The sequence below is a fragment of the Acinetobacter radioresistens DSM 6976 = NBRC 102413 = CIP 103788 genome, assembly GCF_006757745.1.
GTDB classification, from domain to species: Bacteria; Pseudomonadota; Gammaproteobacteria; order Pseudomonadales; family Moraxellaceae; genus Acinetobacter; species Acinetobacter radioresistens.
In genome coordinates this window covers 338,840-363,493 of the sequence record NZ_AP019740.1, presented here as the reverse complement: position 1 = coordinate 363,493, position 24,654 = coordinate 338,840, and the positions used below count along the sequence as shown (strand labels likewise).

The 24,654-nt window shown below is 43.0% G+C and carries 25 protein-coding genes; 11 read left to right on the top strand and 14 right to left on the bottom strand.

The window, feature by feature from the left end; translation table 11 throughout:
* The first annotated feature begins 144 nt into the window (after positions 1–144).
* The 4 genes from ACRAD_RS01670 (at position 145) to ACRAD_RS01655 (ending at position 3,927) form a co-directional block, all read left to right on the top strand.
* Positions 145–606, top strand: coding sequence for a DMT family transporter (locus ACRAD_RS01670; RefSeq protein WP_016801232.1), 462 nt, complete (start codon positions 145–147; stop codon positions 604–606).
* Between the two features lie 81 nt (positions 607–687).
* The gene (locus ACRAD_RS01665) at positions 688–1,995 is read left to right on the top strand and encodes an MATE family efflux transporter (RefSeq protein ID WP_051005727.1); all 1,308 of its coding nucleotides are present in this window, start codon (positions 688–690) and stop codon (positions 1,993–1,995) included.
* A 249-nt stretch (positions 1,996–2,244) separates the two neighbouring features.
* Entirely contained in the window at positions 2,245–3,555 is a 1,311-nt protein-coding gene (locus tag ACRAD_RS01660; RefSeq protein ID WP_005023176.1) for an ABC1 kinase family protein, read from the top strand.
* 117 nt (positions 3,556–3,672) lie between these two features.
* Entirely contained in the window at positions 3,673–3,927 is a 255-nt protein-coding gene (locus ACRAD_RS01655; RefSeq protein ID WP_005023174.1) for a type B 50S ribosomal protein L31, read from the top strand.
* Positions 3,928–4,006: 79 nt separating this feature from the next.
* Here ACRAD_RS01655 and crcB read toward each other — a convergent pair whose 3' ends face one another.
* On the bottom strand, positions 4,007–4,387 hold the full coding sequence (gene crcB / locus ACRAD_RS01650) for a fluoride efflux transporter CrcB (RefSeq protein WP_005023171.1): 381 nt from the start codon (positions 4,385–4,387) through the stop codon (positions 4,007–4,009).
* A gap of 174 nt (positions 4,388–4,561) precedes the next feature.
* Between crcB and ACRAD_RS01645 the strand changes: the two genes are divergently transcribed.
* Positions 4,562–4,894 carry a HopJ type III effector protein gene (locus tag ACRAD_RS01645; RefSeq protein ID WP_005023169.1) on the top strand — a complete coding sequence of 111 codons (333 nt, stop codon included), beginning with the start codon at positions 4,562–4,564 and terminating at the stop codon, positions 4,892–4,894.
* Positions 4,895–4,924: 30 nt separating this feature from the next.
* Here ACRAD_RS01645 and ACRAD_RS01640 read toward each other — a convergent pair whose 3' ends face one another.
* The 3 genes from ACRAD_RS01640 to ACRAD_RS01630 are packed head-to-tail and all read right to left on the bottom strand — an operon-like array spanning position 4,925 to position 7,206.
* On the bottom strand, positions 4,925–5,326 hold the full coding sequence (locus ACRAD_RS01640; protein WP_005023167.1) for a GFA family protein: 402 nt from the start codon (positions 5,324–5,326) through the stop codon (positions 4,925–4,927).
* Between the two features lie 37 nt (positions 5,327–5,363).
* Positions 5,364–6,578 (bottom strand): TIGR03862 family flavoprotein, encoded by a 1,215-nt coding sequence (locus ACRAD_RS01635; RefSeq protein WP_005023165.1) that lies wholly within the window; start codon positions 6,576–6,578, stop codon positions 5,364–5,366.
* Positions 6,568–7,206: a class I SAM-dependent methyltransferase gene (locus ACRAD_RS01630; RefSeq protein ID WP_171053897.1), complete on the bottom strand. Its 639-nt coding sequence runs from the start codon at positions 7,204–7,206 to the stop codon at positions 6,568–6,570. The genes ACRAD_RS01635 and ACRAD_RS01630 overlap by 11 nt, the downstream gene beginning before the upstream one ends.
* An 89-nt stretch (positions 7,207–7,295) precedes the next feature.
* On the opposite strand from ACRAD_RS01630, the gene ACRAD_RS01625 reads away from it, so the two are divergent.
* Positions 7,296–7,481 (top strand): DNA gyrase inhibitor YacG, encoded by a 186-nt coding sequence (locus tag ACRAD_RS01625; RefSeq protein ID WP_005016860.1) that lies wholly within the window; start codon positions 7,296–7,298, stop codon positions 7,479–7,481.
* Positions 7,482–8,522: 1,041 nt separating this feature from the next.
* On the opposite strand, the gene ACRAD_RS01615 is transcribed toward ACRAD_RS01625, so the two are convergent.
* From ACRAD_RS01615 to ACRAD_RS01595, 5 genes are all read right to left on the bottom strand, one after another.
* Positions 8,523–9,167 carry an MBL fold metallo-hydrolase gene (locus tag ACRAD_RS01615; RefSeq protein WP_005023162.1) on the bottom strand — a complete coding sequence of 215 codons (645 nt, stop codon included), beginning with the start codon at positions 9,165–9,167 and terminating at the stop codon, positions 8,523–8,525.
* Positions 9,168–9,190: 23 nt separating this feature from the next.
* Positions 9,191–10,204 (bottom strand): ferrochelatase, encoded by a 1,014-nt coding sequence (gene hemH / locus ACRAD_RS01610; RefSeq protein ID WP_005023159.1) that lies wholly within the window; start codon positions 10,202–10,204, stop codon positions 9,191–9,193.
* Positions 10,205–10,277: 73 nt separating this feature from the next.
* Positions 10,278–11,306 (bottom strand): DUF4062 domain-containing protein, encoded by a 1,029-nt coding sequence (locus ACRAD_RS01605; RefSeq protein ID WP_005023157.1) that lies wholly within the window; start codon positions 11,304–11,306, stop codon positions 10,278–10,280.
* 119 nt (positions 11,307–11,425) lie between these two features.
* The gene (murI, locus tag ACRAD_RS01600) at positions 11,426–12,295 is read right to left on the bottom strand and encodes a glutamate racemase (RefSeq protein ID WP_005023156.1); all 870 of its coding nucleotides are present in this window, start codon (positions 12,293–12,295) and stop codon (positions 11,426–11,428) included.
* A gap of 45 nt (positions 12,296–12,340) precedes the next feature.
* Positions 12,341–12,952 carry a DUF1285 domain-containing protein gene (locus ACRAD_RS01595; RefSeq protein ID WP_005023153.1) on the bottom strand — a complete coding sequence of 204 codons (612 nt, stop codon included), beginning with the start codon at positions 12,950–12,952 and terminating at the stop codon, positions 12,341–12,343.
* A gap of 191 nt (positions 12,953–13,143) precedes the next feature.
* Here ACRAD_RS01595 and ACRAD_RS01590 point away from each other — a divergent pair, with 191 nt between their 5' ends.
* The gene (locus ACRAD_RS01590) at positions 13,144–14,853 is read left to right on the top strand and encodes an electron transfer flavoprotein-ubiquinone oxidoreductase (RefSeq protein ID WP_142093784.1); all 1,710 of its coding nucleotides are present in this window, start codon (positions 13,144–13,146) and stop codon (positions 14,851–14,853) included.
* Positions 14,854–14,925: 72 nt separating this feature from the next.
* Here ACRAD_RS01590 and ACRAD_RS01585 read toward each other — a convergent pair whose 3' ends face one another.
* Together ACRAD_RS01585 and tusA are read right to left on the bottom strand one after the other, a co-directional pair.
* On the bottom strand, positions 14,926–15,525 hold the full coding sequence (locus tag ACRAD_RS01585) for a LysE/ArgO family amino acid transporter (protein ID WP_026055491.1): 600 nt from the start codon (positions 15,523–15,525) through the stop codon (positions 14,926–14,928).
* A gap of 6 nt (positions 15,526–15,531) precedes the next feature.
* The gene (gene tusA, locus ACRAD_RS01580) at positions 15,532–15,789 is read right to left on the bottom strand and encodes a sulfurtransferase TusA (RefSeq protein ID WP_005023146.1); all 258 of its coding nucleotides are present in this window, start codon (positions 15,787–15,789) and stop codon (positions 15,532–15,534) included.
* A gap of 257 nt (positions 15,790–16,046) precedes the next feature.
* On the opposite strand from tusA, the gene ACRAD_RS01575 reads away from it, so the two are divergent.
* The 3 genes from ACRAD_RS01575 (at position 16,047) to lnt (ending at position 19,798) form a co-directional block, all read left to right on the top strand.
* Positions 16,047–17,168 carry an AOC03_06830 family ribosome hibernation factor gene (locus tag ACRAD_RS01575; RefSeq protein ID WP_005023144.1) on the top strand — a complete coding sequence of 374 codons (1,122 nt, stop codon included), beginning with the start codon at positions 16,047–16,049 and terminating at the stop codon, positions 17,166–17,168.
* A 234-nt stretch (positions 17,169–17,402) separates the two neighbouring features.
* On the top strand, positions 17,403–18,242 hold the full coding sequence (locus ACRAD_RS01570) for an HlyC/CorC family transporter (protein WP_005016900.1): 840 nt from the start codon (positions 17,403–17,405) through the stop codon (positions 18,240–18,242).
* Positions 18,239–19,798, top strand: coding sequence for an apolipoprotein N-acyltransferase (lnt, locus tag ACRAD_RS01565; protein ID WP_005023142.1), 1,560 nt, complete (start codon positions 18,239–18,241; stop codon positions 19,796–19,798). Before ACRAD_RS01570 ends, lnt begins: the two co-directional genes overlap by 4 nt.
* Before the next feature lie 77 nt (positions 19,799–19,875).
* Here lnt and ACRAD_RS01560 read toward each other — a convergent pair whose 3' ends face one another.
* The 3 genes from ACRAD_RS01560 to gspF form a co-directional block, all read right to left on the bottom strand.
* On the bottom strand, positions 19,876–20,211 hold the full coding sequence (locus tag ACRAD_RS01560; RefSeq protein WP_005023139.1) for a hypothetical protein: 336 nt from the start codon (positions 20,209–20,211) through the stop codon (positions 19,876–19,878).
* Positions 20,212–20,547: 336 nt separating this feature from the next.
* Positions 20,548–20,985: a type II secretion system major pseudopilin GspG gene (gene gspG, locus ACRAD_RS01555; RefSeq protein ID WP_005023137.1), complete on the bottom strand. Its 438-nt coding sequence runs from the start codon at positions 20,983–20,985 to the stop codon at positions 20,548–20,550.
* Between the two features lie 37 nt (positions 20,986–21,022).
* Positions 21,023–22,228: a type II secretion system inner membrane protein GspF gene (gene gspF / locus ACRAD_RS01550; RefSeq protein ID WP_005023135.1), complete on the bottom strand. Its 1,206-nt coding sequence runs from the start codon at positions 22,226–22,228 to the stop codon at positions 21,023–21,025.
* 155 nt (positions 22,229–22,383) lie between these two features.
* On the opposite strand from gspF, the gene ACRAD_RS01545 reads away from it, so the two are divergent.
* The gene (locus tag ACRAD_RS01545) at positions 22,384–24,609 is read left to right on the top strand and encodes a primosomal protein N' (RefSeq protein WP_005023133.1); all 2,226 of its coding nucleotides are present in this window, start codon (positions 22,384–22,386) and stop codon (positions 24,607–24,609) included.
* The last annotated feature ends 45 nt before the right edge of the window (positions 24,610–24,654 follow it).

Below are 24,654 nucleotides of genomic sequence, written 5' to 3'. Positions count from 1 at the left end.
GGATCTAGGCTACTCAAAAATTTTTCTCGGAGAAGGATGGAGCGTCTTACAATTTTAACATGACTGCATCATTGTACTTAACGCAATTCACATGAAAATCTCCTACACTCTTTTGTAATATCGAGAATAAATAATGAATTCAATATGATGAAAATATCGAGTCAACTTTTATTATTATTTCCCCTGACTTTGGCCATCGGAGTAATGCTGACCATACAAACTGCATTAAATACTCAGATGCGTATGTATTTGCATTCACCATTCCAGCCGGCTTTTTTTTCTTTTTTAATTGGAACAATTGTACTGGCGGTAATGGTGATGTTGCAGTCTGCACCCAAACCTCAGTTAAATGAACTTGCCCAGATTCCTTGGCATTTATGGTTAGGCGGACTGATTGGGGTTTATGCTATTAGCATGAGCATTTATACTGCCCCCAAAATGGGTTTTCTCATTCTCTCCGGACTGGTTATTTTCGGGCAACTGCTCATGTCAATGTTACTTGACCATTTTGGCTGGTTAGGCGTAGAGAAAAATCCGATTAACTGGCAGCGTTTACTGGGTGCAATTGTTATTTTCATAGGTGTATTACTGACACTGCAACGCTAGTCTGCCGCTTACCCCATATGAGTAAAATTAGTGTCTATTGCTACCACTACACGCTTTGAAATCAAGAAACTCTTTCAGTTGATGTTGCCTATTCTGGTTACTCAGTTTGCTCAGGCCGGTCTTGGCCTGATCGATACAATTATGGCAGGTCATTTATCTCCTACTGACCTGGCAGCAATTGCAGTAGGAGTCGGTTTATGGATTCCAATCATGTTGCTGTTTAGTGGTATTATGATTGCGACTACTCCCTTGGTGGCTGAGGCCAACGGCGCACGCGATTTTAATAATATTCCCACCATTGCCCGCCAGTCATTATGGATGGCTTTCATGCTGGGCATACTGGCAATGCTGGTGTTACAGTTGATGCCTTTTTTACTGCCTCTATTTGGAGTTCCTGAAAATCTGCAACCCAAAGCTGGCCTGTTTCTCCATGCCATTGGCTTAGGCATGCCAGCAGTCACCATGTATGCAGCCCTAAGAGGTTACTCGGAGGCATTAGGTTATCCGCGTCCAGTCACAGCAATCAGCCTGCTGGCTCTATTGGTCTTGGTGCCTTTAAACATGATTTTTATGTACGGCTTGGGTCCTATTCCTGCTTTAGGTAGCGCCGGTTGCGGCTTTGCCACTTCTATCTTGCAATGGTTGATGTTGATTGCACTAGCGGGCTACATCTATAAGGGGCGTGCTTACTGCAAGACCCAGGTGTTTAGCCAGTGGGAAAAATTTAATCCGGTTTGGGCCAAGCGTATCTTGAAACTGGGTTTCCCGATTGGTCTGGCTATTTTTTTTGAAGTAAGTATTTTCAGTACTGGAGCAATCATATTAAGCCCACTGGGAGAAACTGTTGTGGCCGCACATCAGATTGCTATTTCCGTGACCTCGCAGCTATTTATGATTCCCATGTCCCTGGCCATTGCACTGACTATCCGGGTAGGCATGTATTATGGTGAAAAGAACTGGCATGCCATGCGCAAGGTACAACACCTCGGTTTAATTACCGCGACTGTATTTGCAGTATTGACCATGCTGGTTATGTGGATTTTCCGCTCAGAGATTGTCGCTGTTTATACCCGGGATCTTGCTGTTACCCATATGGCCCTATATCTGATCCTGTTTGCGATTGCCTATCAGCTGATGGATGCATGGCAGGTCAGTGCTGCAGGTTGCCTGCGTGGAATGCAAGACACTAAAGGCCCAATGTGGATTACTCTTCTGGCTTATTGGGTAATTGCCTTCCCTGTGGGTATTTATCTTGCTCGTTTTACCAGTATGGGAGCTGCTGGAGTCTGGACCGGACTAATAGTAGGTTTGAGCGTTGCATGCGTTCTTCTGCTGCTACGTCTTTATATGAATAATAAACGGCTAAAATTAAGTGCCTCTACTGTTTAACCGTATTTCCATCATGCTCTTAACCAGCCACACCGGCTGGTTTTTTAACTTTAAAAATAAAGATAGCCTGTTTTTATAAAGGTGTTTAATTAAGACCTAAAAAGTGAATCTATAAACAATAATAAGATCAGCTCTTTTCTGTTATGTGTTCTTACAGGAACTGAACAATTTCAACTAGGCAACTTTTCTATTGTCCCCTATGATCAAATAATTCATTCACTTTATTTTAATGATTGAGGTCTAATACCGATGGCTAAGAATGCAAGCTCGCCCGGCCGGCGTTTTATGAAACTTGCCGGCATGACCGCCAGTATTGCGACCCGAAGTGTATCTAATTCCATTCGTAATATCCGGGCAGATGAAGAACAAAAACAGGCCGCCAGAAGCCAGCTGTTTCAAGATATTGGAGTTCAGATTGCCAATACCTTGGGAGAGATGAAAGGCGCTGTCATGAAAGTCGGGCAAATTGCATCTCAATATAAAGATATTTTCCCGCCCGAGGTGGCTAAGGCAATTTCAAAATTACAGCGTCAGGCTCCTCCCATGCCTTTTCCGGCCATACAGAAACAGCTAGAAAAAGAGCTGGGACAACCGATTGATAATCTGTTTACATCTTTTGATCGGGAACCTTTTGCGGCAGCATCAATTGGTCAGGTACATAAGGCAATATTACCTAATGGCGAGCAGGTCGTAGTCAAAGTGCAATATCCAGGTGTGGATGAAGCCTGTGAAAGTGATTTGAAACAGGTTCGGCTGGCTTTACGCCTGATGGGTGTTTTAAAAATCGATAAAAAACTTCAGGACCGGCTGTTTGCAGAAATTCAAGACAGTCTAAATGCTGAACTTAATTATGAAATTGAAGCACAGAACCTGACTGTGTTTAAGACCTTTCATGAAGCATTAGATGAAAAAATTATTATCCCACGTGTCTATCCACAATATTCTACCCGTCGAGTACTGACTTTAAGTCTGGAACAGGGCAAATCTATAGAAACTGCCAGTACCTGGCCGCAGGATGTCCGTAATCAACTTGGCCGACGCCTGGTCCGCGCGCTAGGACAAGAAATTTTCTATCTTAAACGTTTTCATTGTGACCCACATCCGGGTAACTTTGCATTCCGTGAAGATGGCCATGTCATTGTTTATGATTATGGCGGAGTAAAGACTTTAAATACTGAAATTATTGAACACTTTAAAACTTTGATCAATGCTGCACGCCAACATGATATTGATACGCTTGAAGACCAGTTAATTACTTTAAATGCACTTTCAGAAAAAGGAAAATTTCCAAAAGAACTGTATGAAGAATGGCTAGATGTGTTACTTAGACCATTAACCACCCAGTATGATTTTGCTGAAAACTCTGCCCATCATGACGGGGTATTACTGGTGAAAAAGTCGCTAAAATACTGGGACCTGTTTAAGCCTTCACCGGATACTCTTATGGTGAACCGGACAATCTCCGGGCATTACTGGAATTTGATCCAGCTCAAAGTAAATGATGATTTAAGTGATTTATTTGAAGAACTGGTCGCCTCAGATCAACAAGATAAACTTTAAAATTGTTCTATTGCCCTGTTTGAATATGTAATTTAAATAGGGTGATGACTTGAAAATAATTATAAAATCCCTATATATTGTTATATTATAACATTTCATTTAGCTATGGAGTTTACCATGCGTAAAGATATCCACCCTGAATATCAGGAAGTATTATTTCACGATACCAATGCTGATGTATATTTTGTCATTGGTAGTACCATGAAGCCGAAGCAGACCAAAGAATATGAAGGCAAAACCTATCCATACGTTACCTTAGATATTTCGAGTGCCTCTCATCCGTTCTATACAGGTGAAGTTCGTCAGGTCGGCAATGAAGGCCGTATTGCAAGCTTTAATAAACGTTTTGGACGTTTTAAACGCAGCAATTAAGCAGTAATAATTTTTAAATTGAATTCTTCTTATTTGAAGTCTAAGTCTTTGCTCTCCTCCACTTAGACTTCTTTTTTACTTATCGATTATCTAATAAGAACTGGAACAGATAAAATCCTGCTGTCAGTAAGAGCATACCCATGATTAAACTCGACAGACTATAGGCAAGCCCCATTGTTATTTCATTCTGTCGCAACAACTGAAAAGTTTCCAGACCAAAGCTTGAGAATGTGGTAAAGCCGCCCAGTATACCCACCATCAGGAAAAGCCGTGTTTCCTGTTGTAGAACTGCGTATTTCTGGCTAATAGCAAAAAATATGCCTGCACAAAAACAACCTAACAGATTAATCCACCAGGTTGCCCAAGGAAATAAACTGCCTGTCTGGCTGAGTGATAATGTTATGCCATAACGCAGGCTTGCACCTATTGCCCCACCGCAGGCAACCAATAACCAGTTCATAATGATATATAGCTGATGTGGATAAGCCCTATTTTATCCACAAACTCAAAAAATATTCATTAAAAATTCGCCTTGAGAGGCTATACACAGCTCGTTAAATTCTGCATAAACCAAGAAAAATACTCATAAAAGCGCTATGCTAGGTTGCTTAATTCTTTATAGGGAATAGGATTTATGGCCCAGGAACTTCTTGAACAGCTACAAGCTGGCCAAGCAAATTTTACAGATGTCATCGCTTATATAGACTCTCGTTATATTCATAACCCTACTGATTTTCGTAACGGCGCACAGCATAATGCAGCGACAGAAAATCAGGGTAGTGCCAAAGTCTTGAGTTTTGCCAAACTCAACAGTCTAAGTCAGGAACAGACCTTAGCTTTATTTGCTGAGCACTATGCAGCAGTCTTAGCAACCCCTGAAGGTACAGATCATCAAAATATCCGGCAGTTTATGCAGCATGGCTGGGATGAAGTACAGTTTCAAGCCGAAGCTTTACAAGCCAGGTAAATATTAAAAAAAGGACCTCATGGTCCTTTTTTATTCTGGTCGCTCATTAAATTGTGGTAACTCATCACAAATAGTCTCCCACTCTTCTTTAGAGCCAACAAAAATATGTTTCCCCGGTCGCGTCTGGATCGGCGTATCTAACGTACCAATTCTAAGACGGTAAAAATCAGGAGTATCACTCTTAATACTGATAATTGGCGAGCCACACACACCACAGAAACAGCGTTCGGTCGTTGATGAAGACTGATATTTTTTTAAAAGGTTCTCACCCTGTATCCATTTAAACTGCTGGATAAGGACTGGTGCATTAGTCGCAAAAGCTGTACCATTGGCTTTACGGCATTTCTGGCAATGACAATAAATAATTTCATCAAGCTCAGTTTCAATTTCATAGCGAATCCCTTGACACAAACAGCTTCCCTTTAGGCTCATTCTAGTTCTCCATCATAAATTCTATTATCAGTACATACTATGAACTCTGTTGTTCCATCAGATAGGTATGCACGCCTTCACCAGCAGCCCGACCAGTAGCAAAACATGCTGTCAGTAAATAGCCCCCGGTTGGCGCATCCCAGTCTAGCATTTCACCACAGCAAAACACATGTGGCTTTGATTTTAGTTGCAGCCTTGCGGTCAGGGCATTCTGTTTTATACCACCAGCACAACTGATAGCTTCTTCAATCGGCCGGAAACCCTCCAGGACTACTTTCAAATGTTTGACCTGCCAAGCGAGCTGTACAGGATCTTTCCATAAGGTTTTATCGACCAGTTCACGAATCAGACCAGCTTTGGCTGCATCTAGGCCCGCCTTACGCCAGACATTACTCAGTGACTGCTTTCCTGACTGTAATTTTTTTATTAACTGTTCGTTATCTACATCGGGTAATAAATCCAGATACAGAGTTACAGGCTGCTGTTGCCGCTGTAACTTGCGTAAGGCCGGTCCGTGCTTGTAAATAAGGCCACTTTCCAGACCATAATGGGAAATTACGACATCACCCTGAGCTCTGTGTTTAGGGCTAACCCATGCTTCTACCCGCTTTAAAGGCTGGCCAAATAAAGGTTGCATAAAACTGGACCACGTTCTGACCACACCTGCATTGCTAGGTTGAAAAGGCTCAATTTGCTCTCTATCAAGCCAAGCCTGCCACTTGCCATCGCTACCTAGCTGTGGCCACGATACCGCGCCACAGGCCAAAATAATCGCGTCAAACTCCAGCTGAAAAGGCGTATTCTCAGGTTGTTTTAAATCCAGAAGTTGCACCTGTTTAGCCTTGAGACCTAAACACTGATGACGGTAATGAAAGTGTATGCCTTGCTGGTCCAAGCGTGTTAACCAGGCACGGAGCAGAGGCGCAGCTTTCATCTCTACGGGAAAAATTCGGCCAGAAGAACCAATATAGGACGCTATACCGAGTTCAGCTATCCAGTTCTGAATCCAGTGTGCATCCCAGCGCTGTATCCAGGGATACAGCCATTCAGGGTGATCATAGCGCTGGATAAATTCAGTAAGAGGCTCAGCATGAGAAATATTTAATCCGGTTTTCCCCGCCATTAAAAATTTTCGCGCAGCTGAGGGTTTCTGCTCAAATACATGAATCTCATAGGCATACCGGCTCAATACTTCTGCCGCCATTAACCCTGCCGGACCTGCCCCTATAATTGCAATACGTTTAGCCGACATCACTTTTTCCCTGTAATGGCAAAAAGTCATCAAAACGGGTGGAATAACCACAATGTTTGGTAATTATCAATTGCTGGCATGATTCACCACGCTCGAGATACTTGATTTCAAAATGTGTGCGTGCTGACTCTGGTCTAATCTGTTCTTTTTCATAGGACAACTGCCAAAGTTGCTGTAACTGCTGCTCAGCTTCCTCAATATACTCAGGAATATTGCTGGCCAGTGTGATCGTACCTTCCGGCTTGAGACGCGACAGTAAAAATTCAAAAAATGGCATATTTACCCAGCGTTGTGCCGGATTATGCGGTTCAGGATTCGGATATAAAATAAAGAATTGTTCAACCTGCTCCGGATACAGAGCATGAACTATCCATGGAATAGCGTCTGCATGTACAGGAGTCAGATTTTGTTGACCTTCGAGCTGATGCTGCTTTTGCATGGCCAAAAATTTTTCCCGGGTCCGTTCAATGGCAAACAAGCGCTGCTCAGGATACTGACCACTAAATAATAAGGCGTGTTTTCCTTTACCTGCCCCGATTTCAACACAAAGTGTCTGCTGATCAAGCGCTGAAAAATCACGTGGCGCATGCATACGATGGGCTTGAAATTGACGAATCGGCATATTCACATCAAACTATGGAGAATTTGACACAAGTCTATCAAGAGCTGATTACTTTGCCTAATAATCCTAGGCTCTCTACTGAAAGGATATTGATTATGCAGCAGCGTACCTTCCCTTGCCCACGCTGTGGCAAACCTGCCACATGGGAAAATAATGAATTCCGGCCTTTTTGTTCAGAACGATGTAAAATGATTGATTTAGGTGCTTGGGCCAATGAAGAATATCGTGTACCAACACAGGATTCGCCCAGCCGACAGGATTCCAGTTTTGAAGATGACTAAGCATCAACTCATACAGCCAGTCGAGTTACTAATATAAGCCAAGCTGCCCTACAGTACGCCCTTATAATTCTGTTCTTTTAGTTTTAACATTTTGGATGATATTGCTCCAGCAAGTGTATAAAATAACTAACAGATATTAATGAATAAATTTTTATCAATATTTATAAGTTTACTGCTTTTATGAATACTGCTTAAAAATAGTTACCACCTTAATAATCAAGTTAAATACTTGCTTAGGCAGTGATAAATATTCTACTTTTTGAATTATTTCACTGCCAAAAACCTTTAGCATTCTACTGATTATATTTTTTAGATTTATAATATACTGACCTAAAAATTTAAATATTGTTTGAGTATAGTTTGAATAAAGATGATATGCATGATAAAAGCTAAATCTCTTATAGATTGATTATCATAAATACTGGCTAATACTATTGCTCAAACTATATTCTTTAACTAGTTTATAATAATAAAGTTTCCTTATATTAAATATTTTATAAAAGTTACTTATATGCGTTTTATATACTTTTTCTTCCCTAAATTTTACTTAAAAAGTAGCGATAAAGCTGGAATAAAAGTTTAACCAATTTTCATAAAATTAATTTTACTTTTACAATGTATCTACTTTGTATATCTAAAATCTATGCTTTTAAGCTTTTTAAACAAAAAGTTATGTTATTTCAATAGACTCTAAACATCTGGTTATAAATTAAACATTTACTTTTTTAATTCAATACTTTTCTTAATAAAACCAAACATATATTTAAATTCAAGTTATAACATGCATAATTTCTCTTTTAGAAACTTTACTTTATCTCCTTGTTATGTCTTTATATCAATTACTTAAAATTCTATTTTTTATCTTTGTATTGCTGGCTATATTTTTTATTGGTTTAGGTATATATGCCTTAGACACAACACTTATTTTAATTGCAGTCTTATTTGCTACAGTTGCAGTTCTCATTGGCCTAGAGACTAAACAGATTCTTGCCAATCCATTTAGAAAGAAGTGAGCAGAAGCTTACTTCTTTCTTGGCTTGATTAACCTGCTTTACCCGCTAAAAATGGGTTATGTTGTTTTTCAAAACTAATTGTACTCATCGGACCATGGCCACAGATAAACTGTGTATCATCTGGTAAAGTAAAACACTCCCGCTGGATTGAATCCAGAAGTTGCTGATGGTTACCCCTTGGAAAATCAGTTCGTCCAATCGAACCTTTAAACAGCACGTCTCCCGTCCAGAGCAGGCCATGCTGTGCATTGTAGAAAATTACGTGACCTGGTGTATGTCCGGGTGTGAAGCGTACCTCAAATTCATTTTTACCCAGTTTAAGTGTTTCGCCCCCTTCCAGCCATTGGTCTACCTTAACAGGCTGCGGTATAGGAAAACCATAACGTGCGGAAACTTCTTGAATCATATCGAGCCAGAACTGGTCTTCCTTATGCGGTCCAATTACCGGCACATCCCACGTATTGGCCAGCTCTCCTACTGCACCGGCATGGTCAAGATGACCGTGTGTCAGCCACAGTGCTTTAACATTTATGCCCAATGCCTCGACTTCTGCCTTTAGCTTTTCAGCATCGCCACCCGCATCAATCAATATGGCTTCTTTAGTTTCTGCATCCCAGACAATGGAACAGTTCTGGGCAAACGCAGTAACTGGAACAATTTTGACTTGCAACATGGTATACCTCTGGCTATATAGCACTAGTTGGCTAGGGTTTGGGTTAATGTATCAAGATTAGCCTTAACCAGACTGGTGAGCAAATCCAGATGGTCTTCACGATTATTCAGCGCCGGAATATACGCATATTCTGCACCACCTGCATGCTTAAATGTTTCAGCATTTTCCATAGCCAGCTCTTCCAAGGTCTCCAGACAATCTGCAGAAAATGCAGGACTCATGACCTGAACTGATTTCACACCTTCTTGACCCCACTGTGCAAGTAGCTCATCAGTATAGGGCTTAATCCATTCCTGTTTACCAAAACGTGACTGGAAACTACAGGCCCATTCATGTGGCTGCAGATTCAGGCTTTTCGCTAAGCGCTGTGCAGTAATCCGGCAACGTTCTGCATAAGGGTCGCCCTTATCGGCATAGGGCTGTGGAATTCCATGAAATGACATTAATAGTTTTTCAGCACGTCCATGTACAGATTGAAACTCACGTACACTATTTGCCAGTGATTCGATAAATAAGGGATGCTGATAATAATCACGGATAATAGTCAGACCCGGCAGATTACGCTGTTTGGGTATCCAGCGGGCTACTGCGTCATAAAGTGGTGCGGTAGAAGTCGCCGAATATTGTGGGAAAAGTGGAAAAAGAAGTATATGATCTTGTGGATCTGCCTGAAGTTTAGCCAGAACTTCATTAATACCCGGGTTACCATAGGTCATGGCAGGTATGATTTTGAGTTCAAACTGTGGATATACGCTACCAAGACGGCTTTGCATCTGTTCAACTTGTTTAAACAGGACTTCACGCATAGGAGAATCCTGATTCCATACCTGGGCATAGGCTTTTGCTACGCGCTTGGGACGAAATGGCAGTACAAAAAGGTTAAGGATGACTTGCCAGAGCAGTTTGGGAATCTCAATAACACGCTGATCAGACAAAAACTGTTTAAGAAAACGGCGTACTGCTGGAACAGTAGGTGCATCTGGAGTACCCAGATTGGCCAGAATAATTGTGACTTTAGCTTTAGAAGCAGGCGTCATAACAGGTTTTCCAAAGTAGACTAAAGCGATGATCTTGTTAATTTAACAGCTTTTTATATATCTTAAAAATTAATTAATACCTAGAACCATATTGGTAAATACGATCAAAATCTGTATGCTGATTTTCAATCAGTTTTTGGCCTTTAGGAGTAAGTTTCCATAACATGCGCTGTCGGTCATCACGGCCGCTAGGCATAATCCAACCATTTTGACGCATCTGTAATTTAATATTGTGCAAGGCACGGATATTAATCTGTGAACGTGCAACGGCATGAGCACGTGGCATTTCAAGGCGTGCTTCCGACAAACCGGTATCATTTAAATACTCATTTAAAGATTTAGAAAAATATTCTTCCGGAGTAGGAGATTTGAAGGTATTGCCCAGAACTGCCAGCAGTTGTGCCCAAGATAATTTACGCTGCAACTTTAGTTCTTTAAAATTACCATCCTGATAAGCATGCAACCGGTACTCAAAAGTGTAAATCTCGCGTGGGCCGACTTTAGGCAAATCCAACAATGGGTCATGTTCACGTGTTCCCATTTCAGTTTCTAGCTGGGCAATTTTTTCTTTGAGCTGGTCAATTTCATCCTGCAAACGCTGAGTATTTTGCGGCCGTACCCAGCCTACCACGGGATAACGTTCAAGCATCTGTGGCATATTCAGACGCACCGCCATTTCCAGATCACGCAGAGTTCGGTAGCTGAAAACCTGATCCATATCCTGTTGTAGCTGTTTACGGAAATCTTTAAATTTTTCTCTTAATTCTGGTTTTTGGTCATACAACTCTTGTGCACGTGCTTCTGGCTGCTCGTGCATAAAGACAATAATCGGTTTCTGCTTGCTTACTGCATAGATATATTCAAGGTGCATATATCCCACGCCAGAGACAGACTGCTCACCATACTGGCTACCCAGTAAAATTACGACATAATCACAATCATCAATCTGCCGGCGGGCAAATGCTGTGGTCAAAGGTGTGCGTTGCTCGAGGCCCCAAGAAAAAAAACCCATCCCCACCAGAGTTTGTGCCAAGACGATGCGCTCAGGTTGCATATCACTACCCGAGGTCGATATGAATACTTGATAACGCTTATCGAGCATGGCATGTCCTCATTTTTCATAATAGTTATCTTCGCTCAGCTTACTTTATTAAACTATAGCAAGAGTGCTAATTTCCCCAATAAAATTTAAAAAAATTACCAAAAATTCAACAATCTTTCTTAAAGTTTCAGATTTTGAACACTCCAGCTCAATGTAGGAGAAATTAAGTGCTGTAGGATAGGTTTCAAATTCTCAGCATTGTGTCCACTGACATAACACTGAATCCGGGTTTCAGACTCACAAGACTGCTCACCAAGCAGTTCATTTTTTATCAGGATACGGGCTGTTTGTCGGGCCACGGCCTGTCCGGAATCAACTAAAGTAAGCTGTTGTCCGAATATAGTCTGGATAGCCGGCTTTAGAAAAGGATAATGGGTACAACCCAACACCAGATGATCTGCTCCCTGCTCAACTACAGGCTGCAAAATTTTCTTAAGCGTATTCAGACACTGCTGGCTCATCTGAAGCCCTTGCTCAACCAGCGGAACCAGCTCCAGACAGGTAATAGGTAAAACTTTAACTCCCGTGGGCATGGCAAAACGTTCAATTACATCTTTAATCAGGTTTCCACGAAAAGTGGCCGGCGTAGCCAGAACAGCTACAACTTTTGTTTTGCTTTGTAATACTGCGGGTTTTAAGGCAGGTACCAATCCAATAATCGGAAAAGACTCCCCATAATGCTCACGCAGGTAATCCAAGCTGAAGGCTGAAGCAGTATTACAGGCCACTACTGCCGCTTTGCAGCCTTGGCAATAAAGCCATTCAATCGCCTGTGCAGTCAGCTCACGGATATTTTGATCACTCCGCGGGCCATAGGGAACATGAGCAGTATCGGCATAATATAATATCTGTTCATTGGGCAAATGCCGGGCTATTTCCTGAGCTACTGACAGCCCGCCAATTCCCGAGTCAAAGATCCCAATGGGTGCATCCCGCGACGCATGTGGCATAGGGTTAACAAGAGTATAAAGGGGCTGTATGGCTGTCATGCGGGTTATTAGCAGTTCAGGAAATTCAGCTATAAAGCTTAAACCTCAGGTGCCTAATTGCAAGTGCAAATCACCACTTTGTAGATGCAAAATAGTCTTTCCCTCGGCATTTTCTTCAAGTTCACCATATTGAACCAGATGATAGAAACTTTGACGCTGAATCAGGGCATTGATTCCAAAGCGTACATGTACATAAGGTCGTAACTCACCCTCATATTCACGCATAAAAATTGGATGGTCTTCATCAACAATTACCACATCCTGATTAGTAGTGGTTAGCTCTATATATTGTTTACCATTGAGCTTGATCTGGTTCACCTGATTAACAAATAACGGTTCATCCTCTACTTTAATCTCAATCTGCTCGGCCGGAGTTTTTAAATAAAACTGATCATTCTCTTTCCAGAGCACACTTGAAAACAGGTCTAAAAGTGACTGTCTCTTAATCAGTTGACCTTCGTGCCACCATTCTCCATTGGCTTTTACGCTTAAATCCATTTTGCCACAACGCTTTGGCTGCCACTGGTCAACCGGGGGAATTGACCTTTTGTGACTTTGCTGTGCATCTTTTATGTATTGTGCAATGCTCAGTAAGTTTTTATCATCTTTTTGTGGCGATTCTTTCAGCTCTTCAAGCGAATTATTTTGTTTTACCATGGTTTATGCCTTGCTGACGGGAAATTAATACGACTCAGCCAATTGGCTTGATCAAGGTTTGAAACTATACTAGCCCAAACTATATTAAGACACGTTATGCAATTTGTGTCTCACAATCAAGAACACTCATGGCAGCGCCGAATTTTTCCAAGGATTACGGTGGCCACCCCTAGCGATATGAGGAGTCCTACATGGAACACGTCGAACGTGAATCGATGGAGTTTGACGTAGTGATCGTTGGTGCAGGACCTGCAGGTCTTTCAGCTGCGATCCGCATCCGTCAACTGGCGATTGAAAACAACCTACCCGATCTTTCCGTTTGTGTCGTCGAAAAAGGTTCCGAAGTTGGTGCGCATATTCTTTCAGGTGCTGTACTTGAACCCCGGGCCATGAATGAACTCTTCCCCGACTGGAAAGAGCTCGGTGCTCCGCTTAATGTCCCCGTGACTGAAGACAGAACCTTTTTCCTGCTCTCTGACACCACCTCCAAAGAAGCACCGCACTGGATGGTACCAAAAACCATGCATAATGATGGCAACTACGTCATCTCGCTGGGCAATATCGTACGCTGGCTGGGTGCCAAGGCAGAGGAGCTGGAAGTCTCGATCTTCCCGGGCTTTGCTGCATCAGAAATCCTCTACCATGAAGATGGTTCGGTCCGCGGAATCCAGACCGGTGACATGGGCATTGGCAAAGATGGACAGCCAACCCATAACTTTATGCCAGGCTACGAGTTGCTGGCCAAATATACCCTGTTTGCCGAAGGCTGCCGTGGCCATTTGGGCAAGCGCCTGATCCAGAAATTCAACCTGGATAAAGATGCCGATCCGCAGCACTACGGCATCGGTATTAAAGAGCTATGGGAAATTGATCCTGCCAAGCACAAGCCGGGTCTGGTGATGCACGGTGCCGGCTGGCCGTTGTCAGAGACCGGTTCGTCTGGGGGCTGGTGGCTATACCATGCCGAAAATAACCAGGTGACGCTGGGCATGATTGTCGACCTGTCGTACAAGAATCCGCATATGTTCCCGTTTGCTGAAATGCAGCGCTGGAAGACTCATCCCCTGATCAGACAATACCTCGAAGGCGGCAAGCGGATTTCTTATGGCGCGCGTGCAGTCACCAAAGGTGGCCTGAACTCGTTGCCAAAGCTGACCTTCCCGGGCGGCTGCCTCATCGGTGATGATGCGGGTTTCCTGAACTTTGCCAAGATCAAGGGTTCACACACTGCCATGAAGTCCGGCATGCTCTGCGGTGAAGCGGTATTTGAAGCGATTGCCCGCGGTGTAGAAAAAGGTGGTGAAGTGGGCTATGCCCGTGCGGCCGAAGGCGAAGACTTCTTTGAAAAGGAACTGACTGCCTATACCGACAAGTTCAACCATAGCTGGCTGAAAGAAGAGCTGTACAGCTCCCGTAACTTTGGCCCGGCCATGCACAAGTTTGGCCAGTGGATTGGCGGTGCATTTAACTTTATTGACCAGAATGTGTTTAAGGTTCCGTTTACCCTGCATGACCTGCTGCCCGACTTCAAGGCCCTGAAAACTGTAGAGGCAGAAAGCTTCAAGCCCAACTATCCGAAACCGGATGGCAAGCTGACCTTTGACCGTCTGTCTTCTGTCTTTGTATCCAACACGGTACATGAGGAAAACCAGCCGTCTCACCTCAAGCTGGCTGATGCGTCTATTCCGGTTGAGGTCAACCTGCCGAAATATGACGAGCCGGCACAGCGTTACTGTCCGGCCGGGGTTTACGAGATTGTTCAGGAAGAGACTGGACCACGGTTCCAGATCAATGCAGCGAACTGTGTGCACTGCAAGACCTGTGACATCAAGGACCCTTCACAGAACATCACATGGGTAACACCGGAAGGTGGTGGTGGTCCTAACTATCCAAATATGTAATAAGAAAAGCCCGCTTCATGAAGCGGGCTTTTTATAGAGATTGATAACAGGTATATATTTTTATAGAAAAGATCAGGCTTCAACGATCAGTGAAGCTGCAATTAGCCACATAATCATGCCAATTATAATATCCAGAATTTTCCATGCCTTGGGCTTTTCAAAAACGGGCTCCAATAATCTTGCACCAAAAGCCAAACTGAAAAAGAATATAAAGGATGCAGATACTGCGCCGCTGGCAAAGGCCATCTTATTACTATACTGGGATGAGATTGATCCGAGCAGAACCACGGTATCTAAATAAACATGGGGATTAAGCCAGGAAAAAGTTAAACATAGCAGTATAGTCTGACGCAGAGAAGCAGTTTTCTGTTTTGAAGCATGTAAACCTTCCTGTGCTCTATAGGCCTGATAAAAACTGCGTAGTCCGTAACCAAACAGAAAAATGGCGCCAAACCATTTCATCGCCTGAATGAGACCTTCCTGCTGGCTTAAGAGATGGGCAAAGCCAAAAACACCAAGAGAAATCAGTAGTGCATCGGACAGCGCACAAACTAGAGCTACTGCAAATACATGCTGACGAAGCAACCCCTGTTTTAACACAAAGGCATTTTGTGCCCCAATCGCCATAATCAAGGAGAACCCTAAAACCAGGCCAGATAAACAACTACTCACGCACCATTAACCCTTACGTACCAGGTAATGATATTCCTTATGCTGTTCAGTATCTGTTAATTCTTCCTGAAGCAGTAGCTCGTGACCCAAGTGCATACAGAATTTCGGGATATCCCAAGAGGTTGAAGGATCAGTTGCGAATACCTCGACGACATCACCCGTTTTTACTTTTCGAATAGCCTGATGCAGCATCATTACTGGCTCTGGGCAACGTAACCCACGAGTATTTAACTGGATATCAGGCGTTAACGCAGGTTCAGACATGCTCTATCTCGAATGACATAAACCGCTCTATTTTAACATAAAGCGCTCAATACTCTGACTGATTTATTTATAGGGTGCATTTTACTGGACCGTTTAAAACATATATACCAAAGCTATACATGCTTATAGTTTGTTACAGCCTTATAGCAATAGCACTGCACTGTTTTTTAGATTATTGCTAAGCTGATTATTCGCTATTATTAATTGATTGTTCTTACCTCCCACTTTTCTCTATAGCAATAGCAGGAGTGAATAAGATGCTTCATCAGGAAATGCAAAAAATATTACAGGACTTGCAAAAGGTTCAGGCGAAACCGGCGGTCAGTATCTTTGTCAAAACTCACCGTACTTTTCCAGATAATGAAAAAGATCCGATTGCTTTAAAAAATCAACTCAAAGCTGCTGAAGATTGCTTGAAGAAAAAACATGGTGCAGAAATTACCCAGCAGGTCATGCGAAAAATTCACCAGGAGCTGGATGACTTCAGACCAAATTATAATCTTGATACGCTGGCTATTTTTGCCTCGCCGGAACAGGCGCATGTATTGCGGTTTCCATTTGATACAGTGGAGCGTGTAGTAATCAATGATCAGTTTGCTGTACGTGATATTTTAAAAAGCCTATCTTCTGCTGTGCATTATTATGCACTGGTTATTACCCGTGAAAAGGGCCGTCTGATTGAGGCAATTGATGACAGGGTTATTCACGAATTTAACCCAGAAGATACTGATTTACTCGAAAATCTGCCTTATGGTGCTTTTCCGGTAGTAACTGACAGTTTGGCCACTACCAGTGCTGCTGAACGTTCTATCAATGAAGATAAATATCTCAAAGAGTTCTTAAATCACATTGACAAGAACCTGCAGGCAGTTTTAGGCAGACGTAACTTGCCTGTAATTCTGATCGGTGACAAACGTAATATCGGTTTTTATAAAGAAATTTGTGACCAGCCTAATGTAATAATCGCCACTGTTGATAATGTAACTTATCTGGATAACGGTGATGCCCAACATATTGTTAACAGTATTCAGCCTGCGCTACAGCACTACCAGCAGCAGCGGCAATTACAGGCACGACAGAATATGCAGTCGCTTTATGGCACCCCAAGAATTCGGACAGATCTCCAGGAAATTTATCGGGCAGCATTAGAAGGTAATACTGCAACGCTTTATGTGCGTCAGGGTCACACACTACCGGGCCAACTGGCTCCTGAACAGCAGAGCGTTATACTAAATGATGCAGGCGATACAGAACCCCGGACTAATGATGTTATTGATGACCTCATTGAACTGGTCAGAAAAAATAGTGGTCAGGTTATGTTTCTAGATCAGACCATGATGGAAGGTCATGACCCTCTGGTTTTAGCTACCCGTTATTAATGTGACGTCCCAGCCATAGTCCTCGAGGGCTATGGCTCTTTTGAATCTTTTTTATATAAAACCGGGGCTATTTTTAGATTTATCTATAAAAATTGGAATTTTTCTAAAATAAAACTTCTGACTCTGCCGTTTGCAACTTTTATCCTTTCGCTGATGTTTGTAGATGCACAGGTTTATTTTCTTCGGTATGATTAAATTACTTTTATTAGCTACCAAGAGTCTTTAGGAAAGATCATGCACGAGGAATCAGGCCCGTCGTGGGGTATGCGAGGCTTACGCAAATGGTTGGGCACCGCCCCCGGCACCCGCGATGAACTGTTAAAACTAGTACAAGATTCACGTCGTTTTTTGGAACCCGATACTGTCGCCATGCTTGAAGGCGTACTTGACCTGCCAGCCACTAAAGTACGTGAAGTCATGACTCCACGTACTGCCATTATTAGCCTGCAGGAAGACGATCAGTTACTTGATATCCTGCATGTCCTGATTGAATCGGCACATTCGCGCTTTCCGGTATTTTCATCTGATCAGCCAGATAATGTAGTCGGAATTTTGCTGGCCAAAGACCTCCTCCCGTTTATGACCACGCCAACACCTAAAATTGATGTACGTGCACTCATGCGTCAACCGCTGTTTGTACCTGAAAGTGCACGCTCAGATCAGGTATTGAGAATGCTCAAGAATACCCAGACCCATATTGCAATCGTTATTGATGAATATGGCTCGACTTCTGGTCTGGTAACACTTGAAGATATTCTGGAAGAAATTGTCGGCGAAATTGAAGATGAACACGACAAGATTGATGAAGAAGCACAATATATTATTCCAGACCAGACACATAGCACAGCCAATGCATGGATTGTTCAGGCACTTACACCAATTGAACACTTCAACACAGTTTTAGATGCTGATTTTTCTGATGATGAGGTAGAAACTGTCGGCGGTTTGCTGCTACAGGAAATCGGTCTGGTGAGTGACCTGCAAGGTCAGGTGATTGAACTTGGAGACTGGGAATTCAGTATTGTAGAAGCAGATGCCCGCACTATTCATCTGATTCGAGCTGTACGTAAATGAGAGCATATTTTGACAAGCTGTTATCCACTTCAGAACAAAAAAAACAGCTCCCCCTTATTTTTCCTTTATTAATTTCTTTATTTGCCGGCGCTATTTTTAGCTTTGCGCTGGCCCCTTATTACTGGTGGTGGCTGGCGATACTCTCACCAGCACTCTTGTATGCGTCATTACGTCATCGCTCAGCCAAGCAGGCGTTTGTACTTGGCTGGGCCTATGGTTTCGGCTTATGGTTTGTTGGTGCATTCTGGCTGTTTACCTCAATCCATACATATGGCGATACTAATGCAATCCTCAGTGTACTGATGATTGCCATTATGGCACTGGTTATGGGACTGTTTAGTGCCTTGCAGGCTTGGGCTTATCGGCGCTTTTTCCCTGAAACTCCTCTCACTTTTGCACCTCTCTGGGTATTTTCAGAATGGGCCAAAACTTGGGTGTTTACCGGGTTTCCATGGCTGTTTGCCGGATATGCCTTTACTGAACGCTTCCTAGACAGCTATGCCCCACTTTTTGGTGTGTTTGGGGTCTCTTTTGTTGTTATTACTCTGGCCTGTGCCTTGGTCGAAGTTTTAAATCGACGGGTATTCTGGGTGGTTCCCTCTGCCGTGCTATTGCTGGGAGCTTGGGGTGCTGCACAGCTTCACTTTGTTGAACAGAAAGCAACCAAACCGCTATCAGTTTCCCTGATTCAGGGCAATATTCCACAGGACCTAAAATGGTTGACTGAATACCAGGCCAAAACCCTCATGATTTATGTAAATTTGAGCCGGACCGAATGGGGGCGTGACTTGATTGTCTGGCCGGAATCCTCGATTCCAATGTTCCAGAGTGATATTGAACCGTTTTTAAAAGCTATGCAGGCTCAGGCAGAAAAAACTGATACTGCCTGGGTAACTGGTATTCCATATTGGGATTTGAAAGAATCCAAACAGACCGGTTATCCGATGTATTATAACAGTATTATGGCTTCTGGCAGTGAAGCAGAAGGTCTGTACAAAAAACAGCGACTAGTTCCATTCGGGGAATATATTCCGCTTTCAGGCTTACTCAGCTGGGTTTTACCAGGTGTACAAAATGATGTCATGCTCAGTGGTTTTTCCCGTGGTTCAAGCGAACAAAAACCACTGATGATTAAAAACCATCCCTTAGCATCAGCTATCTGTTATGAAATTGCCTACCCCAACCTGACTCGCCGCAACGCCAGCACCAGTGACTTTCTGGTGACTGTCTCGAATGATGCCTGGTTTACTGGTACAGCTGGACCTTGGCAGCATTTACAAATGGTTCAGATGCGGGCCAAAGAAAATGGACGCTGGTTTATCCGGGCAACCAATACAGGTGTAACAGCATTTATTGATCATACCGGTCATATAGTAAAACAGGCTCCAACTGATCAGGAGTTTGTACTGCGCGGCGAACTGCCGGCCATGCAAGGCCAAACTTGGTATAACCGTTTTAGCGACTGGCCGATTCTGGGCTTTTCACTTTTTCTTCTGGTCTTGGGCTGGATCTATCGTCCACGTAAAGTAGATGTTTCATTTAAATCGCGACGCTAAGGCCTAAATTTTTATTCTAGATAAAAAAACCGGATTTCATCATCCGGTTTTTTGTACATTTTAAATAGGCATTAAAATCAAAGCTGAACACTCAGATAAGAAAGTATGACAGCCAGAACACTCATTGGCAGATGGCGATATAATTTGAGCATACACTGCTCCCAGCGATTGGGTATTTTCATTGTGAGCTCTACAGCACTAGTTTTTAAAGCAGCCCAGAAACTTAAAAAAATTAAAGCACCTATTAAACTGGTTGCGAAGAAACCCACCATAATCTGACTACTGCCCTCTACGGTTTGCCAGAAGTCTAAAATGAAATGGCTGACAGGTAATAAGCTCAGCACCAAAAGCACAGATTTAAGCATGGTTAAATGCAGTGAGTTTAAATTATCTGAGAATAAGACTGCTTTCATATTTATGACTCCCTGACATTTACTGTCTATAAATATATTATTCAATCTTTTTTTAAATAAGAAGTTTATTTTTATTCATGTTTCACTATTATTGTAACTATTCGATATGAAAATAATTCTTATTATTAACATTAAATAAAATCATATCATAAAATTAATTAAAAACAATTATTTAAATAATATTAAATATCAAGAATTATTATCACTTCACTTAATATTTACTGTCTATATTAAGTGAAGCTATTTATTTACTATTTATATTTTAAATTTAACCCCATCATTCTATTCCTTTCGCCATACTCATTTTATTTATACTCGTATTAAATATTATAAAACTTACGGCTGGTAATAAATATCGGCATCTGTACCTTCACCACCCTGTTTACCATCTGCGCCAAATGAATACAGGTCATAGCTACGGCCTTCTGAACCGGGAATTACATACTGGATATCATTATCCCAGCTATCTTTAGGGTAGCCCCCTTTTACATAACCTCCCGGTAGCCAGTTCTTGGCTGTCGCTGGCTGATTAACCAATGCATCCAGTCCCCCATCCTGCATTGAAGGAAATTGGCCATTATCGAGTTTGTATTGATCCAATGCCCCTGCTACACCTTTTAAGGTAATGACTGTGGTATCAATCTTGGCTTTTTCACCTCGTCCCATTACATTCGGTACAATCAGCGCTGCCAGTACACCTAAAATCACAATTACCACCATGACTTCAATCAGGGTAAAACCAGACTGACGGGTTCGATAACTCTTGTTCTGCATTAAAATTTTCTCACTTTACTTATAGTCTTTAAAAAAATTAAACCATATTGTTCATATTCACGATAGGTAACATCACTGCAATTACTATTACCAGCACAATACCGGCCATGAGAACCAGCATCAGCGGTTCCAGCAAAGCCAGTAACGTAGATATAAAAGTAGCCACTTCACGGTCCTGCATGGTAGATGCCCGCTCCAGCATGCGGTCCAACTCACCGGATGCCTCGCCACTGCGAATCATCTGTACCATCATTGGTGGAAAATAACCGGCACGTTCAAGCTGGGTCGCCAGGTTACCGCCTTCTGTTACTTTTTCTGCGGCAAGATTGACAGAATCCCGGATTACCCAATTATTACTGACCGCCGCACCAATTTTAAGCGCATCAACCAAAGGTACGCCGGAGCGGGTTAAAATAGACAGGGTACTGGCAAAACGGGCAGCATTGATACCACGAGCCAATTTACCAAAGAGAGGCAACTTCAGTACAAAGCGGTCAAAGGTATAATGGCCGGCTGAAGTCTTTAAAAAACGTATCAGCAGCATAATACCCACTACACTGATCACCAGTAAAAATGGCCAAGCCTGACGGATAAAATCACTGGTCTTCATTAAAATAACCGTAATGGCGGGAAGTGCCTGCTTGCTCTGATCAAATGTTTTTACAATATCCGGCACTACATAGGTCATTAATCCCATTACGATCGCAAATGACATCAGCATCAAGATAATCGGATAAATCATTGCCCCCTGAATTTTCTTGTGCATGGCAAAGCGGTTTTCTGTATAGTCGGCCAGCTGATCCAGAATTAGGTCTAGATGCCCTGAACGCTCACCCGCTGCGATGGTGGCAATATAAAGATCAGGAAAACGCCCAGACTGTTGTATAGCCTGAGCCAGTGAATGGCCTTCGAGCACCTTGGAACGTACCGACATCAGTAAATTCTGTACATGTACTTTTTCACTTTGTTTGCCTACAGCCCGAATAGCTTCTTCTAACGGAATTGCGGCCGCGACCAGCACTGAAAGCTGACGGGTCATAAGTGCCAGGTCATAGGCATTTAAGCCTTTTTTGCGCCATGATCTGGTCTGACCTTTTTCTTTATTTTCTACTGGTTCGACACTGACCGGAATCCATGCTTTATCACGCAGCTGCTGTCGTATCTGACGTGCGGAATCGCCTTCCAGTATGCCTTTTTGCTGCTTTCCCGAAGCATCCATTGCAGTAAATTGATATGCTGGCATTGTAGTTTTCTAGTTTTTCCCAAAATTTATCATCATTGCTGTTGCATCAGGCAATACAGATCATTCATATTCATGTTGTTGTCCGCTTGCTCACTGTAATATAACCGAGTCGATAGCATGACGCCATTTTATCTAAAACCTTTAACGAAATTTATATGCCTAGCTCGTCCCATAATAACTGCTGTATATACCGTGTCCGGGTAGCTGTACCTGTTCATCTCTATGATAGTTTTGACTATCTGCTTAGTGCCGAACAATACTTACAGGCAGAAGTCGGTGCGCGGGTAGCAGTATCTTTTGGACGGCAGAATCTGATTGGTATCATTGTAGAGAAAATCTCTCCCGATGTTATGCCTGATCCGCGTATCAAGCTTAAGACTATTACTGAGCTGCTCGACAAGGAAGCCATTATAGACAACAAAGTTTTAAGTTTGTTGACATGGTCTGCACAGTATTATCAATTTCCTTTGGGTGAGGTAATGCAATGTGCTCTACCCGGCCTGTTGCGTCAGGGTAAACCGCTAAATCTGCTGGCTCGAGTCTGGAAGGTGGTACAGCCTGATGCAGAACAGCTGCTCAAGCGTTCAATCAAGCAGCAAGATGCTTATAAGATTTTAAAATTACATGCAGCCGGTACAACAGAAGACATTCTGAATTTAAGTGGTGTTGAAACTGCCACCTTAAAAACTCTTGAAAAAAAAGAAATTGTTCGCTGTGAATTAACAGCAATAAATACCACGCCTGAACCGGTGCAGCTGGCGCAAATGCCACTCACACCCAATGAAGAACAGCACAAAGCAATTCAGCGTATTTTAAAATCATTGAAGAAATTTCAGGCCTTCTTACTTGATGGTTTGACTGGTAGCGGCAAAACAGAAGTTTATTTGCAGGTGATGTACGAAGTACTAAAACAGGGCAAGCAGATATTGGTTCTGGTTCCCGAAATCGGGTTGACACCTCAAACCATTTCCCGGTTTAAATCACGGTTTAATGTAGATATTGTACTATTACATTCTGGTTTGAGTGAATCCAAACGTTTGCAAGCATGGCAGCATGCCCAAACCGGCAAGGCTTCCATTATTCTCGGAACCCGTTCAGCAATTTATACGTCGTTGCCCCGGCTGGGACTGATTATTCTGGATGAGGAGCATGATCTGTCATTCAAGCAACAGGAAGGCTTTCGCTACCATGCCCGTGACGTAGCTCTCTACCGTGCCCATCTGGAAAACTGTCCGATTATTCTTGGCTCAGCCACACCCAGTCTGGATAGCTATCATCTGGTAGAACAGAATAAACTGACACGACTGGAACTTAACCAGCGGGCTGGCAATGCGGTCTTACCCAAAATGCAGTTAATAGATCTGAAAGTAGCCAAAAAACAGCATGGAATTAGTGAACAGCTCATCAAGCAGATTCAGCAGCGGCTGGACAAAAAAGAACAGGTGCTGGTTTTTTTAAACCGACGTGGTTATGCGCCGGTACTGGTCTGTAATCATTGTGGCTGGCAGGCCAACTGCCCCCATTGTGATGCGCATTTTACTCTGCATACACAGCCCTATAATCATCTGCACTGTCATCATTGTGGTTCCATTCATCGTGTACCGGAAAGCTGTCCCGAATGTCAGCAAACGACCTTAAAAACGCTCGGGATGGGCACTGCCAAGGTTGAAGAAACCCTGACCGAGCTCTTTCCAGATTTTGATGTAATTCGTGTGGACCGTGACAGTACCAGCCGGGTTGGCCAATGGGACCGTATCTATCAGCGGATTCATCAAAGCCAGCCTGCTATTTTACTCGGTACCCAAATGTTAGCCAAGGGCCATCATTTTCCCTACGTGACCTTGGTTGCGATTCTGGATATTGATGCCGGACTGCTCAGCTTTGATTTTCGTGCGCCGGAACGTACAGCCCAGCTCATCATTCAGGTGGCTGGTCGTGCTGGCCGTGGAGACCGCAGAGGCGAAGTCTATCTGCAAACTTTAAGGCCTGATCATCCACTGTTAACTACATTGATCGAGAAAGACTACCGTGCTTTTGCCAAACAAGCACTCATTGAGCGCCAGCAGGCACAGCTGCCGCCTTATCGTTATACGGTACTGGTACGAGCCGACTCCAGAAACCAGCAATACAGTCAGGAATTTGTAGCTGAAATTGCTCGTAAGCTACGTGAACTTGCAGGTAGTCAGGTTGATATCTGGGGCCCTATCCCTGCCCCTATGGAGCGTAAGGCGGGTCGCTACCGGGCCCATCTGGTCCTGCTTTCAGCTGACCGGGCACAGCTGCATTTTTATTTACGGCAATGGTGGGCGATGGTAGTACAACAGTCACGACAGCATCAGTTAAAACTGAGTATTGACGTTGACCCGCAGGAACTCAGCTAGACAGATACGAGCGGCCTCTACAGCTTGGCAGTATTTTCAGGTTTA

Bases quoted from the DNA above. Each gene is read 5' to 3' on its own strand.
- ACRAD_RS01670 (WP_016801232.1), top strand. From the start codon at position 145: ATGATGAAAATATCGAGTCAACTTTTATTATTATTTCCCCTGACTTTG.
- ACRAD_RS01665 (WP_051005727.1), top strand. From the start codon at position 688: ATGTTGCCTATTCTGGTTACTCAGTTTGCTCAGGCCGGTCTTGGCCTG.
- ACRAD_RS01660 (WP_005023176.1), top strand. From the start codon at position 2,245: ATGGCTAAGAATGCAAGCTCGCCCGGCCGGCGTTTTATGAAACTTGCC.
- ACRAD_RS01655 (WP_005023174.1), top strand. From the start codon at position 3,673: ATGCGTAAAGATATCCACCCTGAATATCAGGAAGTATTATTTCACGAT.
- crcB (WP_005023171.1), bottom strand. From the start codon at position 4,387: ATGAACTGGTTATTGGTTGCCTGCGGTGGGGCAATAGGTGCAAGCCTG.
- ACRAD_RS01645 (WP_005023169.1), top strand. From the start codon at position 4,562: ATGGCCCAGGAACTTCTTGAACAGCTACAAGCTGGCCAAGCAAATTTT.
- ACRAD_RS01640 (WP_005023167.1), bottom strand. From the start codon at position 5,326: ATGAGCCTAAAGGGAAGCTGTTTGTGTCAAGGGATTCGCTATGAAATT.
- ACRAD_RS01635 (WP_005023165.1), bottom strand. From the start codon at position 6,578: ATGTCGGCTAAACGTATTGCAATTATAGGGGCAGGTCCGGCAGGGTTA.
- ACRAD_RS01625 (WP_005016860.1), top strand. From the start codon at position 7,296: ATGCAGCAGCGTACCTTCCCTTGCCCACGCTGTGGCAAACCTGCCACA.
- ACRAD_RS01615 (WP_005023162.1), bottom strand. From the start codon at position 9,167: ATGTTGCAAGTCAAAATTGTTCCAGTTACTGCGTTTGCCCAGAACTGT.
- hemH (WP_005023159.1), bottom strand. From the start codon at position 10,204: ATGACGCCTGCTTCTAAAGCTAAAGTCACAATTATTCTGGCCAATCTG.
- ACRAD_RS01605 (WP_005023157.1), bottom strand. From the start codon at position 11,306: ATGCTCGATAAGCGTTATCAAGTATTCATATCGACCTCGGGTAGTGAT.
- murI (WP_005023156.1), bottom strand. From the start codon at position 12,295: ATGACAGCCATACAGCCCCTTTATACTCTTGTTAACCCTATGCCACAT.
- ACRAD_RS01595 (WP_005023153.1), bottom strand. From the start codon at position 12,952: ATGGTAAAACAAAATAATTCGCTTGAAGAGCTGAAAGAATCGCCACAA.
- ACRAD_RS01590 (WP_142093784.1), top strand. From the start codon at position 13,144: ATGGAACACGTCGAACGTGAATCGATGGAGTTTGACGTAGTGATCGTT.
- tusA (WP_005023146.1), bottom strand. From the start codon at position 15,789: ATGTCTGAACCTGCGTTAACGCCTGATATCCAGTTAAATACTCGTGGG.
- ACRAD_RS01575 (WP_005023144.1), top strand. From the start codon at position 16,047: ATGCTTCATCAGGAAATGCAAAAAATATTACAGGACTTGCAAAAGGTT.
- ACRAD_RS01570 (WP_005016900.1), top strand. From the start codon at position 17,403: ATGCACGAGGAATCAGGCCCGTCGTGGGGTATGCGAGGCTTACGCAAA.
- lnt (WP_005023142.1), top strand. From the start codon at position 18,239: ATGAGAGCATATTTTGACAAGCTGTTATCCACTTCAGAACAAAAAAAA.
- ACRAD_RS01560 (WP_005023139.1), bottom strand. From the start codon at position 20,211: ATGAAAGCAGTCTTATTCTCAGATAATTTAAACTCACTGCATTTAACC.
- gspG (WP_005023137.1), bottom strand. From the start codon at position 20,985: ATGCAGAACAAGAGTTATCGAACCCGTCAGTCTGGTTTTACCCTGATT.
- gspF (WP_005023135.1), bottom strand. From the start codon at position 22,228: ATGCCAGCATATCAATTTACTGCAATGGATGCTTCGGGAAAGCAGCAA.
- ACRAD_RS01545 (WP_005023133.1), top strand. From the start codon at position 22,384: ATGCCTAGCTCGTCCCATAATAACTGCTGTATATACCGTGTCCGGGTA.